Annotated in this window: 10 protein-coding genes; 7 read left to right on the forward strand and 3 right to left on the reverse strand. The window is 34.4% G+C overall.

Annotated features, from left to right (window positions below; all coding sequences use genetic code 11):
• Positions 1 to 965: 965 nt before the first annotated feature.
• Complete coding sequence (pheS, locus tag ETSB_RS05225; protein ID WP_044106729.1) at positions 966 to 1970, reverse strand: phenylalanine--tRNA ligase subunit alpha; 1005 nt, start codon at positions 1968 to 1970, stop codon at positions 966 to 968.
• 279 nt (positions 1971 to 2249) lie between these two features.
• Here pheS and surE point away from each other — a divergent pair, with 279 nt between their 5' ends.
• The 3 genes from surE (at position 2250) to coaBC (ending at position 5018) form a co-directional block, all read left to right on the forward strand.
• Entirely contained in the window at positions 2250 to 3065 is an 816-nt protein-coding gene (surE, locus tag ETSB_RS05230; protein ID WP_044106730.1) for a 5'/3'-nucleotidase SurE, read from the forward strand.
• 65 nt (positions 3066 to 3130) lie between these two features.
• Positions 3131 to 3712: a DUF3727 domain-containing protein gene (locus tag ETSB_RS05235; protein ID WP_044106731.1), complete on the forward strand. Its 582-nt coding sequence runs from the start codon at positions 3131 to 3133 to the stop codon at positions 3710 to 3712.
• A 46-nt stretch (positions 3713 to 3758) separates the two neighbouring features.
• Positions 3759 to 5018, forward strand: a complete 1260-nt coding sequence (coaBC, locus tag ETSB_RS05240; protein ID WP_044106732.1) for a bifunctional phosphopantothenoylcysteine decarboxylase/phosphopantothenate--cysteine ligase CoaBC — start codon at positions 3759 to 3761, stop codon at positions 5016 to 5018.
• Positions 5019 to 6203: 1185 nt separating this feature from the next.
• On the opposite strand, the gene ETSB_RS05245 is transcribed toward coaBC, so the two are convergent.
• Positions 6204 to 7037, reverse strand: coding sequence for a carbohydrate ABC transporter permease (locus ETSB_RS05245; protein ID WP_044106735.1), 834 nt, complete (start codon positions 7035 to 7037; stop codon positions 6204 to 6206).
• Positions 7038 to 7292: 255 nt separating this feature from the next.
• On the opposite strand from ETSB_RS05245, the gene uvrC reads away from it, so the two are divergent.
• Positions 7293 to 9152 (forward strand): excinuclease ABC subunit UvrC, encoded by a 1860-nt coding sequence (gene uvrC / locus ETSB_RS05250; RefSeq protein WP_408643710.1) that lies wholly within the window; start codon positions 7293 to 7295, stop codon positions 9150 to 9152.
• 540 nt (positions 9153 to 9692) lie between these two features.
• A complete protein-coding gene (locus tag ETSB_RS10905) occupies positions 9693 to 9953 on the forward strand; it encodes a hypothetical protein (RefSeq protein ID WP_408643711.1) in 261 nt (86 codons plus the stop codon).
• 802 nt (positions 9954 to 10755) lie between these two features.
• Here ETSB_RS10905 and ETSB_RS05260 read toward each other — a convergent pair.
• Complete coding sequence (locus ETSB_RS05260) at positions 10756 to 11451, reverse strand: M15 family metallopeptidase (RefSeq protein WP_044107641.1); 696 nt, start codon at positions 11449 to 11451, stop codon at positions 10756 to 10758.
• Between the two features lie 927 nt (positions 11452 to 12378).
• Between ETSB_RS05260 and ETSB_RS05265 the strand changes: the two genes are divergently transcribed.
• Positions 12379 to 13755 (forward strand): IctB family putative bicarbonate transporter, encoded by a 1377-nt coding sequence (locus ETSB_RS05265; RefSeq protein ID WP_044106738.1) that lies wholly within the window; start codon positions 12379 to 12381, stop codon positions 13753 to 13755.
• A gap of 927 nt (positions 13756 to 14682) precedes the next feature.
• Positions 14683 to 16680 carry a glycine oxidase ThiO gene (thiO, locus tag ETSB_RS10510; protein WP_044106739.1) on the forward strand — a complete coding sequence of 666 codons (1998 nt, stop codon included), beginning with the start codon at positions 14683 to 14685 and terminating at the stop codon, positions 16678 to 16680.
• Positions 16681 to 17286: the final 606 nt, after the last annotated feature.

The following is a 17286-nucleotide window of genomic DNA, read 5'->3' on the forward strand; positions in this document are numbered from 1 at the left end:
TTAGGAGTAGCTATTCATGGACTAATTTGTACCATTAAACCGATTATGGGGTCATTTTTGGTGGATTAGTGGTTGGTATTCTTCAAGAATGAAGTGTTAGTATTTCCTGGCTATTTGTTGATGGGGATGTACAGGGTTATTTTAAGGAAATAATTAATTGTTTAGACTATCTCAAAAATTATTTGGTCATTAATGTTATTTAGCTATTTCCCATTAATGAAGTCTCTCGTAATTAATGATGGCTATGATATCAGTGACTATTTTTATATTTGTCTAGTTTGTGAAAAATTTAGAATTTTAAAAAATTGTCTCAAAATTTTTGTTAGGTTAATGATAAATTATTGTTCTAATCAACGTTCTTAGTTTTTAAAATTAAATCAAGAAAAAAATAATTTTAAAATCATTTTTTTCTATGGCAATAGCCCACACTAGGAGAAAAATTTTTCAAAGAAAAGTACATTTTCATTCAAATGCTTCTAGTTGTTACAGCAAGCATAGATACTTTCGCTACGATCTTTTGAAAATTATTGTAAATATGATTAAATTATCAAAGACATATTGATGAACAAACTGTGTCTTCACATTTTTGATTGTTACATAACAGGTTTAGTAGAAGCAATTAAACTTATTTAATAAAAAAAAGGAAGTAAACTAAATATTTTATGGATAGGAAATAGCGTTAAATAAAAGTTTATAAAATTCTTGAAGAGATGTTTAAAGATGAATAGTATTTAGCTGAGGCAGTTAAATAAAATATTGCTTAAAAGATATTCATGGAAACAACATAAATTAAATTTTTATTGCCTAAATATAAGACTATAAAATCAAATATTTGATTTTATAGTCTTATATTTATTTAGAGTGACTTACTTAAACCTAATAAATCATAAAAAATAAAACATTACAAAATAACAAAACACACTATCATTTCAAAAATACTATTGACGACTATTTATTATTTACTATTAAAATTGCGATAAAAACCGCATATCACTACTATAGAAACGGCGAATATCATCAATTTTGTGTAATACCATAGCAAATCTTTCGACTCCTAAACCAGCAGCAAACCCTGTATAAACCTCTGGATCATAACCCACAGCTTTGAGTACATTAGGATCAACCATGCCGCATCCCATTACCTCCAACCATTCCCCTTGCCACTGTACATCCACTTCTGCTGAAGGTTCGGTAAAAGGAAAATAACTAGCACGGAATTTAACAGGTAATTCCTTCCCAAACATTTTTTTTAAAAACTCTTTAATAGTCCCTTTTAACTTAGTAAAAGTTAACCCTTTGTCTACGCTTAAAATCTCCACTTGGTGGAATACTGCTGAATGGGTTGTATCCACCGTATCGCGACGATAAACACGTCCAGGGGACACAATACGGATGGGAGGTTTATGAGTCTCCATGTAGCGAATTTGTACAGGAGAGGTATGGGTTCGTAACAAACGACCATCAGCTAAAAAGAATGTATCTTGCATATCCCGCGCAGGATGATCAGAGGGAATATTCAATGCTTCAAAATTATAATAATCGGTTTCTAAATGAGGCCCAGTAGCTACACCATACCCTAAACCAACAAAAATATCTAACACTCGATCAATAGTCCTATTAAGAGGATGAAGACGACCTAGAGGACGACTGGACCCAGGCATAGTTACATCAAGGCTTTCTACAACAAGTTGAGCTTGAATCTGAGCAATTTGTAGAGTTTGACGTTGTAGATCAAGATTAGTTTGTAAAGTTTCTTTGACTGTATTAGCCAAGGCTCCAATACGGGGACGTTCATCCTTACTTAATTTACCCATCCCTCCCAAAATTCTGGAAAGTTGCCCTTTTTTACCTAGATAGCTAATGCGAAGTTGTTCGAGATCTTCTAAATCTGTGATGGACGCGATTGCCTCTTGTGCTTTGTCCTGTAGAGTTTGTAATTCCAATTCTAAGGTATTAGAAGTTGTAGTCATGGGAGTAAAGTTAGAAGTTAGTAGTCAAAATTTATCTGAGGAATATTTTGACATTTATCATTTATACCCTAGTGTATCGAAATTTTGCCTTGACTCTTGTTTTAATTTCACCTAAATCATTATCACACTGAAACTTGATGGGAGGATTATAGTTAAGATACATATCTCAATTGTTGCGCTGTAACACTGCCTATTAAGGTTAGTACATGGTTAAAAGCCATAACTTTGTTGTACTTAAGTTTTACTTTTGCCTTTCTTTTCTCCCTTTCAAGTTTGATCATGGAACCTTTAAAATTACTTATCTGTAATGATGATGGTATTTTCTCTCAAGGTATTCGCACTTTAGCAAATACCCTATCCCAGGCAGGTTATGAGGTAACGGTAGTTTGTCCTGACCGCGAACGCTCAGCGACTGGTCATGGGTTAACCCTTCACCACCCGATTCGTGCCGAGATAGTGGAAAACCTTTTTGATACCCAAGTGGTCGCTTGGTCCTGTTCAGGAACGCCCTCAGACTGCGTTAAATTTGCTCTCAGTGCTGTGTTGAAGAGCCTTCCTGATGTGGTGATTTCAGGAATTAATCACGGATCTAATTTAGGTACTGATGTATTGTATTCGGGAACAGTTTCAGCGGCTATGGAGGGAGCAATAGAAGGAATTCCCAGTATTGCTATAAGTTTAGCTAGTTTTTCTTCAAAAGAATTTCAACCGGGAGCCAATTTTGCTTGCACGTTAGTTCAACAATTAGTTAGTCACCCATTACCGAAAGCAACCCTTTTAAATGTGAACATTCCTCCAGTCTCTCAAGATGTGATCGCCGGTGTGATGATCACCCGCCAAGGGCTACGCCGCTATGTGGAGCAATTTGAACAGCGTATCGATCCTAGGGGAAAAAGCTATTATTGGCTAGCCGGGGAGTTAGTCACTGAAATTGAACAACCCGAGCATCTTCATCTTCCATCAGATATTCTTACAGATGTCCAAGGGATTCAACACAATTACATTACCATTACCCCGCTACAGTATAATTTAACAGATATCGAGGGATTTAAGTATCTTTATAAAACCGGTTGGTTGGATACCTATCTAAGTTAATTCTTGTCAATAACTAATGACATTGTGTGATATTCTGATCAACTATCACAGTCCTATTCAAGATCATGTCCTCGTTCCAATTTATTCCAGAAAACGAGCCAGAAGAAATTGATAGTGTTACCCTGACTGATAACGAGGGTCGCACTTTAGAATGCTATGTAGAAAACGCCCTGGAGGCAGAAGATGGAACTTATATCCTTCTTATGCCTGTGGATATTCCTGTTGTTATTTTGGCCTGGGATGAGCTATCAGAGGAGGAAGACGAAGACCCCAATGTTATTCTCTTAGAAGACAAAGTAGAAATCCAAGAAATTTTTCCTGATGCTAGGGCTGTTTTAGCTGAATTAGATTTAGCTTTAAGTTTTACAGCTTTCACTTTAACGGTTAAAGGAGAATTACCTCCCATTGAAGATGATGGTATTCTGAACCTTGAATTAGATACTGAAGAGCAACCTTTAGACTCAGAAGAATTACAGTTTTTAGCGGGATTTTATCACAAAAAACAAAAATATTCTGTTTATACTCCCCTTGCGCCATTGTTATTTTTAGCTAAATATGACTTACTTGGACAAATATCTTTAGTCTCTCCTGATGATAAGCAAATGCAGCCTATTTTGGAGGAGTTATTATTTGATGATATGGAATAGTTAATAACGTGAGAGTTAATGTTTGATAGTCTAACTGATAATTGTTATGAAAGACTGGGATTTTAGTATACCTCCATCTTCTGACTTGGGAGATCGTGATGTTCCTTTTGTGGGAAATAATCTCCTCGGAAAAAATATTGCCTTATTGATTACTGGTGGAATAGCTGCTATGAAAACCCCCTTGATTGCACGTGCTTTGCGTCGAGAAGGTGCTAATGTTTCAGCTTTTGTCTCCAAAGAAGCAACTCGATATGTTACTTTAGATGCTCTAGAGTGGAGCACTAATAATCCCATTGTTACTCAGTTAACACCAGTTGCTGAACATTTAAGTGATCGCACTCCCTTTGCCGTCTATCTTGTAGCTCCTGCTACCTATAATACTATTAATAAAATGCGTTACGGTATTGCCGATGGGGTGATTACCTCTACCTTAGCATCTGCTTTAGGACGCATGGAGAAAGGGAAAACTAAAATTATGATTGTTCCCACTATGCACGGCAGTTTACATAACTCTATTTTAACAGAATCTTTAAAATTCTTATACAATTTAGGGGTAAAAATTATGCCGCCCAGACAAGATTATGGTAAAAATAATATACCACATGAACAAAATATTGTAGTAGAAGTTTGCCGTTTAATTAATGATTCTCCTTTAAAAAATATCCCTATCTTAGTTACAGCTGGACCTACTCCAGTCCCCATTGATAATATACGTCGTTTGACTAATCATTTTACGGGACAGTTAGGTACAAAAATTGCTAAAGAATTATATTTAAAAGGGGCAGATATAAATCTAATTCATGGAGAAAGCTCTTACACTCCCCCTGATTACTTACCGTATCAAATTGTCAAAACTTATCAAGACTATTTAGAATTAGTAATAAACAAATTAAGCAATAAAAATTATATTTGTGGAATTTTTTCAGCAGCAGTTGCTGACTATCAACCCCAAAAAATTATGCTTGGCAAAATTCCTAGTAAGGAAAAGTCAAAATGTATTAAGCTGATTCCGACCATTAAAGTGATTGAAGAAGTTAGACAAAAGTTTCCTAATCTTTATATGGTGACATTTAAATATCAAGAACAAGTTAGTCATGAAGCTTTAATAGAAGTTGCTAGTGCTAGAATCAAAAAGGGGTATCAAGTTGTAGTTGCTAACCGAGGGGAAGAAATGAAAAGTCAACAAGAACATATTGCTTATTTAGTTACTCAAAATGAGTCACCTCAAAAAATGATAGGAAAAAGAAGAATAGCCACGAAAATCGTTGAACATTTAGAGAATATTTGTGAATTAAGATGGAAATAATTAACATAGAAAGTTTTACAAAACAAATCAGAGATTAAATTCTTAACAAGAACTAGCTTTTCTCATATCTTGACAATGATATTTATAAGTATTCCCTTGATTTTAGTTGAATTGAAATAGTAAAAGATGCAGATAAATTACAAAAAATTGGAAACGTATCATTATATCTTGAATCGATAAGTTGAATATATTCTTGTAGAGAATTCTTATTCGGTCATGATGATAGAAATAACAAACATAAATTAGTCAATGGAGAATTAAAACTGATACCTCCTTCTAGTAATTTATACTTGCCTTTTTGACCAAGTAGAAATTGATTGCATTTAGTATTAATGGAAAGTATAGAGAATATTAACAATAATTATTTTTATCAGTATTCTGAGTATGTAATTATCAAAAATTACAAATATTTAATTTTCAAGTTATGAGTCAAAAAAATAGTATTATCGTCATTTTTTTTTATTTTATCAAGTTTTTATAAAGCTACATAATGTATATAAAATATTTGTTAGTATCAATAGTAAAATTAATTTTTAAGTCGATTGATATTTAATAACTATAATATTTACGGATCTTTATCATATGCCAGCAAAATCGAAAAATATGACAAGATTAAATGGAAACTATTCAAATTTAGCTCTCCCTTACTAAGATTAATTTTAATCTATTTTAGAAAAAAGTGTATTACCTATTTACAGTAAGATTGCCTGATTTGTAACCCAACTTTGTTAGTCTCAATTTCATGGGTAAGTTCAATAGCTTACACACAATGTTTGATCAATTACAGAAGATAAAACTATCATGGAAAAAGTATTTTTTAAAAAATTAGTCATTACCAGAAATAGTTTTCCAATACAAATATTGGTTAATTTTTTCTAATTAATCTAAGTCACCGTGGAACTTCAAGGGCTCAGTAGTTTTTAGAAACGTTTTAGGTTCTTAGGCTTCATTAGGCAGAATACTTTTAATGATGCCTAATGAAGCCGTATTGAGAATATTTTTATTATGAGCGTAGTTGCTCGGCAAGTTTTTTGGACCGAACCATATAGTTGATGATCTACAATTACGCGGTATCATGCGTTAAGTCATAGGTATCGAATAAATTAGGTAGCCGAGCATCTAAAACATAAGAGATAATTACTAGAAACTAGGCATGATACGTGTATCACAGATTGTCTTACTCTATCATCCTTTAACCCCACTTCCTACATCAGTGGGAATAATGTATTTTTGCAAAAATACGAATAATAATAAGGCTGGAGCAATAGAAATGATTGAACCGGCTGCAATTAATCGCCAGTCGAGATCTAAAGCACTGGCTAATCTAGCAACGCCTAGAGGAAGAGTATAATGCTCAGGGCGATCAAGAATAATTAATGGCCACAAAAAGTCACTCCAAGCTCCAATAAAGACAAAAATAGCCAGAGTAACTAAAGCTGGACGTACCCCAGAAATCATAATATGCCACCAAATGTCCAATTCTGAACAACCATCAATACGGGCAGCTTCTTCTAACTCTTTGGGGACGCTTTGGAATGCTTGACGTAACAGAAAAATACCAAATGCTGAGGCTAAATTTGGGAAAATAATTCCGAGATAAGTGTTACGAAGTCCCAATCGTACTGTCAAGATATACAAAGGAATCATCACAATTTGAAAGGGAATCATAATGGTGGCTACAATGACTACAAATAAAAAGTCTCGTCCTCGAAAATCTAGTCTAGCGAGGGGATAAGCAGCCAGAGAACAAAATAATAGGTTTAAGCTGACGGTTAAAATCGCAACCACGGTACTGTTAAATAAATAGCGTCCAAAAGGGTAAGTTTGCCAAACTGATCGAAAATTATCCCAGGTGGGTTTTTGGGGAAGTAATTGCCAGGAAACGGTAAAAATATCTTCTGTAGGAGATTTAAATGCAGTACTCAATAACCAGAAGAGAGGAAAAAGCATTCCTAGGGCGATGAGAGTTAAAAGTAAGTAGCGAATACCAGTTTTATTTAGAGATTTACAATTTACCATTGATGAAAAATTAACGAATTTAAGTATATGTTAGATTTTTTGGAAAATTAGTATCAGGCTGTATGAGCAATATTTGAGCTAAAATATTGTATTAGAATCCAGGTTTATAGTCAGTCTTTTAGCGCTAAAGCGGTAACTGCGAACTTAATATATAAACTAATATAATTGGTTCTAAAACTTAAATGGCAATACTATATTTTTACTTTTTATTATAAATGCTTTACTTTTTTATCAAACTATTTTTAGAAAAAAGGAGTGTTCATATTGTCCACAGTTGTACCGTTACTATCGAATAGTGATACCTTAGAAAGTTATCTGAAGGAACTTCCTTCTGAACCAGGGATATATCTAATGCGTAATGGAGAGGGAGATATTCTCTATATTGGAAAGTCAAAAAAACTGCGATCACGGGTTCGTTCCTATTTCCAAAAATCACAATTTCATATGCCTCGTATTGCTTTGATGCTTCAACAAGTGACCGATATTGATTTTATTGTCACTGATACAGAAGCTGAAGCATTAGCCTTAGAAGCAACCTTGATCAAACAATATCAACCATATTTCAATGTTCTCCTTAAAGATGACAAGAAATATCCTTACGTTTGCATTACTTGGTCGGAAGAGTATCCCCGTATTTTTATTACCCGTAAACGACGATTAAACAAGGAACGTGATCGCTATTATGGTCCTTATGTAGACACTCATTTGTTACGATATACCTTACGGTTAGTTAAACAAGTTTTTCCCTTACGTCAGCGTCCCAAACCTCTTTTTAAAGATCGTCCTTGTCTTAACTATGAACTTGGAAAATGTCCCGGGGTTTGTCAAGGATTAATTTCCACTGAAAATTACAATAAAATTGTAGCAAAGATAGCGATGATTTTCCAGGGAAGGACAGCAGAATTAATAGCAATTCTTAAATACCAAATGGAAAAAGAAGTAGTCGAATTAAACTTTGAAAAAGCGGCTGCCATTCGAGATCAACTTAAAGCAATAAATACATTAACAGTAGATCAAAAAGTTTCATTACCTGATGATACTATCTCACGAGATGCTATTGCTTTGGCAAGCGATACTAAACATTGTTGTATTCAATTATTCCAAATTCGTGCTGGTCGTTTAGTGGGACGGTTAGGTTTTTTTACAGATGTTGATTCAGGAATTCCTGGAGCAATTTTAAAACGAGTTCTTGAAGAACATTACTGGCAAGCAGATGGGGTAGAAATTCCTAATGAAATTATTGTTCAACATAAGTTACCAGAAATGGAGATTTTAGAAAAATGGTTAAGTGAACGTAAGGGAAAAAAAGTATCTATTACTGTTCCTCAACGGCAATTAAAAGCCCAACTGATTGATATGGTAGAACGAAATGCAAACTATGAGTTAGAACGTACTCAACGAACAGTAGAAAAAAATCTAACGGCAATGGAAGATCTTACACAAATGTTAGGTTTGCCAGAGTTACCACGACGTATAGAAGGGTATGATATTTCCCATATTCAAGGGTCAAATGCGGTTGCTTCCCAAGTAGTTTTTATTGATGGAATTCCTGCTAAACAACATTATAGGCATTTTAAAATTAAAAGTCCTACGGTAAAAATTGGTCATTCTGATGATTTTACTAGTATGGCTGAAGTTATTAGTCGCCGCTTTCATCATTATCAATCTGATAGTGATGATCGTCCTAATGTAATTATGATTGACGGAGGAAAAGGCCAACTCTCAGCCGTCGTAGCTGTGTTAAAAAAATTAAACTTAATGGAAGAATTCCAAGTAGTAAGTTTAGCTAAACAAAAAGAAGAAATTTTTCTTCCTATGGAGTCTAAACCATTAACAACTAACTCGGAACAACCTGGGGTTCTCTTGTTAAGAAGAGTACGGGATGAAGCTCACCGTTTTGCTGTTAGCTTTCATCGTCAACAAAGACTAAAAAAAAGTAGGCGATCACGATTAGATGAAATTCCAGGGTTAGGATTTGAACGTCAAAAATATTTGTTAGCCTATTTTCATTCTATTGATTATATTCGGGAAGCTTCTGTAGAAGAATTACAACAAGTTCCCGGTTTTGGTAAAGCTTTAGCTAAGGAAATCTATAATTATTTTCATCCCCATTAACTTTAATTTTTATATGCTGACCCGTCCCAACGAAATAAATGTAGCACGCCATAGATATCAATATTTTCTCACTAATAGAGTTCTCCTATGTATAAAAAATAGATGATGCTAAATAGCTAAGCATCAAAAATATTTTAGGATTTCTGTACTTTGCTGGAGTCTACAATTTTTTCTATTGAAATATAGAAGGATTATTTAGCAAGATAAAAATAGTTATTTTATTCCTCAATAGCTCATTGTCTCACGGAAGATAGAGCTAAATACTATACACAAACATCAGCAATGATTGCCGCATCCAGTAAAAATTTTAAAAGAATAAGATTACTTAATATTAGTTTTGAGTTTTAGCTTGTCACATAAATTTTAAAAAAACTAGTTAGCCTTAATAAAATTTATTAAAGTCCTACATAAACATTACAATAACTTAGTATGATTTTCAATCAACTACTGTAATTAATGACAAAATTAATAATAAAAACGATTATCATGCAAAGTGATACCACAATAAAAAGTTTACTCACATAGAGTGTGAGTAGTGACATGCTCAGGATCATTAAATTTGTTCGACAAAAGTTTAATGTCTTTCGTTCTCGACAGTCTTGGCTTATTTTGTTGGACTCGATGGGGTTTATAACCTATTTAGATTTTGAAGGGTTAAGACAGTCTTCATTACAAGTACAATATGTTTCAATATTCACTTCTGGAAATATTTGGCAATATGCCTCATTTCCAGTAAAAAACTTTCGAACATACACCTCTGGATATGGTTATCGGACATCTCCAATTCCTGAAGAAACTTAATTTCATCGAAGGTTAGATATGGCTGCCCCTTGGGTAGTTATGTGCGACATTGGTAGGTAGGTCGAGTGATAAGTTTATCCGATCATATTGCTTGTGGAACGATGATTAAAATTTAATTAGGACAGTGGCAACATATTTACTGCCATTTCTGCCATTTGATGGGATCAGTTGAAGACACTGCTTAGGGACATTATTTGATAGATTGAGATGGGGGAATTCTTATTTGGCAAGGTCAAGAAATTCCAGCAGGGGTAAGAATTGATCGTGTTGGGATGACTGGCCGAACTACTGGATATCATTTACATTGGGGATTAAAACATGAATATCAATATATTAACCCTGGATTAGTAATTCAGGAAATGTTTCGCTATCAAGTATCTTCTTGAAGTCCACAGTAATAGTTCGGGTTTATCTCTAATCACAAACCGGCAAATCGAAGTTGTTCTTTTATATAAGAAATTACTGTTACCATTATGGGTGTTTAAATTATTATTTAAATATTTATCAATTATAGATATTAAATATTTACTTATTCTAATATTTCTTGCTAAAAAACTTATCTATAGCTATAAAAAACATTTAGTAGCTATTATCAATAGATAGTTGCTAAATGTCTACATTAAGACATAATATTTACTGAATTTTTTTATTTAAATATTAAAGATATAGTCTTTTCTTTTGGGCATATATCTAGTTATTTGAGTATAAATTCATATATCTATTAATATTCTTTTTAAGAAGATTTAATTTACACCTTAAAATTCAAGTCAAAATATAATTAAAACTATAGAAAAACTCATCCTTAAGATGATATTATCCTACCATAACGAGCTATAGATTCACCCTTTTGCCAAGCCCACATTTGATCGCCTAAAGAAAAATGCCACCATTCTTTAGGATGACGACAAAATCCGGCTTGACTCATAATCTTATTTAAAATTTCTCGTCGTTGATGATAGGTTCTTCCCGTTTTAGAATTATTATTAATATAATAATTAGGGTGTGATCGCTCTGAAATTTCATCAATTTCTCCCCCCATATTGAGAGAATTTCCTTTATTATCAACTAAGGTAATATCAATAGCAGCCCCGGTACTATGGGGAGGAGGAGTCGCATGATTATCACTAGGAATTGCCCAAATTTGATATACTTTTTCCCAGATAGTTTGTTGTTGCTGAAGGGTTAATTTTTCTAGAATTAACCTTTGTTCCTTAATAACTAAATTAAAGGTATAATCGACCATAAATTGTTGCACTTGTACAGGTCGATAGGCATCAAAAATTTGTATGTTCCATTCTGGATACTCTTGATGTAAATAAGTTTTAGCATTTAATAAAGCATTCAAAACCCCTTTACGTAAATAATAAGGAGATTTTTCTTGATAAATTGCTCCTAATTTTTCATAGGGATGGGGTGATTCTATAAAAAATTGTTCTAGGGGAATAGTAACTAAAGGCTCTCTACAATCTTGGATGACAATGCTATGATAAGGCTTAATATTCATATATTTACTATTAGTAACTAGTAAAAAATAAGAAAAGATAAAAAAATAAATCAAACACCATAACTTCACTGTGCAATCTTATTAAAGACTATCGTAAATCTAAAAATATTGCTATCTTTAGGATAACAGCTTATAGTCTATTTGAAATAATTGACTCAGTAGTTCTTTATCTCATAGAGATATCATCGATAATATCATTAATAGTATATCTAATCACCCCTTAGATATACCTTTCCAGAAGCTAATGCAATATATCTCCACTATTCATCTTTTGTTATTCAAAATTTTGATTTATTTTTAAAATAACTATTAGTTAGATTTTTAAATTTAAATATCCTATTTATATTTTGGTTAGTTTTTAATGCCATTAGGTTATTTGTATATGATCATATTCTCTTTATTTATTGATTAAAATTTAATACTTATTCTGTCTTCTTCTGATGAAAAAATTTAGGTAAAACTGCTAACTGAATTTCTGAAAAGATTAAGAATTATACATGTACTTATCCAGAAGTAATTTTTTTAGTATCCTTTTTACTGATTTTATTTTTCTGTTTTAAACAGTTTAAATATTTAATTAATATAGTGTTTAAAAAGTAGATATAATGTTTGTTGTCCAAAATAACTATTGTGGAGACAGGAAGTCATCAAGCGTTATTAAATCATAAAACAATCTATCATCATCTTCATCATTTACAAGAAACAAAATAACTTTTATTAGATAATAATTAATATACTATAATATTTTGAAACTTAAATTATATTGATTTCGTCTTCAATAACCTATAGTTGGTTATAATCAAACTAAATTAAACAGTCAGGTAATTATATTTGATTTATATTTAACCCTTAAGAGAGTTGACAATCATCAACTCTGTTTTCGATAACTCATAAAAAATATGTAATTACTGGTTAATATCTATGAATTCTATTTGGAATCAATTTACTCTTTCCTATTTCTCTCCATATCAATGGCTTAGTGGCAGTTATTTATATCGTACTGTCGGTTTACTGAGTCAATGGCGACAGGGAAGTTTGCTCTTAAAATGGGGAGAGCCTCTTGGTGCATTATTGATTAGTATTGTCTTGATTTTTGGACCCTTTATTACCACTAGTTTAATTGGAATTTGGTTAATAGCTTTAGCTGGGTATTGGGGAATATTAACCATATCTGATCAGGGACCACCAGGAGTTACTCCTATTCATCTAATGGTGATGTTGTATTGGGTAATTGCTGCTATTGCAGTAGCATTTTCTCCAGTCAAAGCAACTGCATTTTCAGGATTGATTAAGTTGAGTTTATACCTTTTCTTTTTTGTAATATGTGCGCGAATTCTAAGATCATCTCGTCTTACTAACTGGCTAATTACTGTTGTTTTACTAATTGGCTTAGTGGTCAGTTCCTATGGAGTGAGACAAAATTTTTTTGGAGTTGAACAGTTAGCTACCTGGAATGATCCTAGCTCTGAATTAGCGCAAGCAACTCGTGTTTATAGTTATTTAGATAATCCTAATTTACTTTGTGCCTATTTATTTCCGGCAATCGCGCTGAGTATTGGGGCAGTTTTTATCTGGCAAGGTTGGTTACCAAAAACTTTAGCAGTCACCATGGTTTTGACTAATTCTGCTTGTCTATATTTTACAGGCAGCAGGGGCGGATGGATTGGCATGATAGCCTTGTTAGTCGTCTTTATGTTATTACTTTTCCTCTGGTTTTGGAAATTTTTGCCTATTTTTTGGCGTAAATGGTTATTAACCCTAGTATTGGGAGGGTTTACAGGATTTATTCTGGTTGCAGTGATGACGATAGAACCTTTGCAGTTACGAGTTCTGAGTATTTTTGCTGGACGTGAAGACAGTAGTAATAATTTTCGAATGAACGTTTGGATGGGAGTGATCGATATGATAAGAGATTATCCCCTAACGGGTATTGGTCCGGGAAATGGGGCTTTTAATATTGTTTATCCTCGTTACATGAGTCCTAAATATAGTGCTTTGAGTGCTTATTCTATCTTCCTGGAAACAGCAGTGGAAATGGGATTAATTGGCTTAGGAATTTTTCTTTGGTTAACTGTAGTTATTCTTAATCAAGGGGTTCAACAAATGCAACGGTTACGTTTAAAACATAATATCCAAGGACTTTGGTTGATAGCGGCAACCGCGGCCATAGCTGGGATTTTAGCTCAAGGGTTAGTTGACACAGTTTGGTATCGTCCTCAAGTTAATACTTTGTGGTGGTTTGTCGTGGCTTTGATTGCTAGTCAGTATCAATTTCAAACAAAAGAACAAGGTTTTTAAAACTTACAAACACTGACTGAAAAGACTATCTATGAAGTCTATAGCCTTTTCAGCATAATTGTTTTTTGTCAACGCTCTGATAAATTTGTAATGTCATGTTTGTTCTTAGAACAAATTAATTCTAGAACTAATTTATAAATACGTTTTAAAAACTATTAAAAGCACCACCTCTGCTTTTCTTTTATGTTAAAATTCCCCATCTATGTTTATTTTTTAGTTGATCAACTCCTTTGGTTTTCTGATTCTTAACAAGACATCTCTCTACTTCTAAACTATTTTATTCCGGGTGTAATTTGATGGTTTTAAGAACTACTGTCGTTCATACATATTTATCTTTTAAGATCTTACCGGTTAACCTATCTTTTTTTTCCTTTGCTATTCGTTCTGAATACTGTTCGATTTCGGGGAATAAGAATATAAATATTTTTTCTGGGTCTGCTTAGCTTTTTTTAGCTCTCTTCTTTGAGATGAGCTACTACTTGTAGCTGACGATAGATTAAAGTGTTTTTAACTAAATTTTTTTCACAGCTTTACAGAGCACTCCACTGTACTATTAATCCAAGCTTATTCCATAAATTGTTGTATAGACTGTTTTTAGTATAGATGCAGTCTTCCCTATTAAGTAAAGTTCTTCCCTACTCTGACTTGAGAAATACCCTTAAAGAAGAAGACAACATCGACCAATTAGAGTTTTTCTGGCTAACTCTGCTACAATATTTTGGTATCTGTTTGTGATTATTATTTTTAACGCTGTAACATACATTAGCATAATGTCACGTGTTTATGTACAACTAATTTAGAAAAAAACAATTCATTCAACCTGTCTAGAAATGAAAAGGGTAATCACCTTCCTTTCCTCAGAAAATTTAGGTAGAAGCTCTGTCGTAGAAAAATGACTTTATATGACAATATTAAACGGAATAATATATGAACCCAACCAACAACATTCTTATCATTGGCGGTGGCATTATTGGCTTGTCCATCGCTGTAGATCTTAGACTAAAAGGTGCGTCTGTCACCCTCCTTAACCGCAATTTTTCCCAAACGGCAAGTCAAGCAGCTGCGGGAATGTTGGCCCCCCATGCGGAAGCTCTAACTCCGGGACCTTTTCTGAATTTATGTATGAAGTCTCGCTGGCTATACCCTGAATGGGTTCGCAAAATTCAAGACCTTACCGGACTCGATCTAGAATACAATCCTTGCGGTATTATGGCTCCTGTTTATGATCTTCCCTCCGAGTATTTGCCTAATACCGCTACAGCCCAGTGGTTAGATAAGACCGCTATTCGTTCCCATCAACCAGGGTTAGGAAATGATGTCGTCGGAGGATGGTGGTATCCCGAAGATGGTCAAGTAGACAACTGCAAAGTCATAAAAGCTCTGAGCCAAGCAGCCCAGCAATTAGGAATTAACGTTCGCAATGGAGTGACTGTTCAAACTGTTCAACAAAAACAAGGCAAGGTGACTAGTGTTTTAACGACTGAGGGAGAAATTAAAGCGGAGACTTACGTGCTCGCTAGTGGATCTTGGGCTAGTCGAATTCTTCCTTTACCTGTGCGCCCAGTCAAGGGACAAATATTGTCTGTTACCATGCCCCGACAACCCGAAGAACCTTTTCCTTTACAACGGGTATTATATGGTCCAGCTACCTACCTTGTCCCCCGACGTGATGGTCGTTTAATTATTGGCGCAACCTCTGAAGAGGTAGGTTGGACTCCCCAAAATACCCCTCAAGGTATTGAGACCTTACTAACTAGGGCGATTAGACTTTATCCTGAATTAGCTAATTGGCCGATTCAGGAATTTTGGTGGGGCTACCGCCCGGGAACCCCAGATGAATTGCCAATTTTAGGTCAAAGTTCTTGTGATAATCTTATCTTAGCTACGGGACATTCTCGTAATGGTATTTTACTAGCTCCTATAACCGCCTCCTTAATTAGTAATTTGATTATTAACCAGAAGTCTGATCCTATTCTCGATGATTTTCGAAGTGATCGCTTCTACAGTCTACCTACTCCTACAATTATGACAACTCTTAATCCAGTTCTTCCAACTCCCCTTAATGGAACTAACGGCTCATTATCCTATCGAGAACTTTCCTCCTCTACTCACGATGACTTGATAATTGCCGGACGCCACTTTCACTCACGTTTAATGACAGGAACAGGGAAATATCCTAACATTGCAAGTATGCAAAACAGTGTGGCTGCTAGCGGTTGCCAAATTGTAACCGTCGCTGTTAGACGAGTGCAAACTAAAGCTCTTGGACATGAAGGGCTAGCCGAAGCTTTAGACTGGAGCAAAACCTGGATGTTGCCCAATACTGCAGGGTGTAAAACAGCTCAAGAAGCTATCCGAGTGGCTAGGTTAGGACGGGAAATGGCAAAACTATTGGGACAAGAAGATAATAACTTTGTCAAGCTGGAAGTGATTCCAGATACTAAATACCTGCTACCTGATCCCATCGGAACTTTACAAGCAGCTGAAATATTAGTCAAAGAAGGGTTTGCAGTACTTCCCTATATTAACGCTGATCCTCTATTAGCCAAACGTCTTGAAGAGATAGGATGTGCTACAGTGATGCCCTTAGGTTCCCCCATAGGTTCAGGTCAGGGTATTCGCAACGAAGCTAACATCACTATTATTATCCAAGAAGCAAAAGTACCCGTAGTAGTAGATGCTGGTATAAGAACCCCCAGTGAAGCAGCAAAAGCGATGGAATTAGGAGCTGATGCAGTATTAATTAATAGTGCGATCGCCTTGGCTGAAAATCCTGTGAAGATGGCAGAGGCAATGGGAATGGCGACTAAAGCCGGACGTTTAGCTTATTTAGGAGGTCGTATTCCTCTCAAAGATTATGCCAGTGCTAGTTCTCCTTTGACAGGAACTATCGATAGTCAAAAGTTATCATTAACTAGTAGGTGATGCTTCTCTTCACGAGTTGCATAAGTGTACAGCGCGGGCTTCTCTTGCTCACGATAAGATGCTATTGTTTCATCATATAGAAAATGTTGACATTTATTTACTCCCATTCAGATGCCTTCACAGTGGGCATCGCTGACTATCCATCGGCTGTAAATACATCGTTTTTTTAAGCACCAGAAAAACTTTTCTATTAGCTAAAGCAGTGGGGTTTATCTTTTGTATTTACCCGTCTGTTTTTATGTATCGATTAGACTTATTCTGTTCCAGGTTTTATAGTTTCGTCGTAAAGTACTGAGTGCGCTTTCATCCCGACACTGAAACATTGCAGTGATTATTCTCCTATAGTTCGATACTTTCCACTTATTTATCTTATTTATAGCGTGAGGACTACCGTTTGGAAGCTAATAGGACAAAAAGCTTAGTTTTGATTATGGATAATCATGATTTTTATAAAAGACTAAAATATGACAACATGTCGAATTACTAGATTTTTTTCAGATCCCAACTTATGTAACATAAATTTTAGAAGCAACAGAATCCTCTGGAATTCACAGTTTAGGAAATAGTAAAAATTTATACTATTTTAGTCCTTATCTTGTTGACAGA

The sequence above is a fragment of the cyanobacterium endosymbiont of Epithemia turgida isolate EtSB Lake Yunoko genome (assembly GCF_000829235.1).
In the GTDB taxonomy this organism is placed as follows: domain Bacteria; phylum Cyanobacteriota; class Cyanobacteriia; order Cyanobacteriales; family Microcystaceae; genus Rippkaea.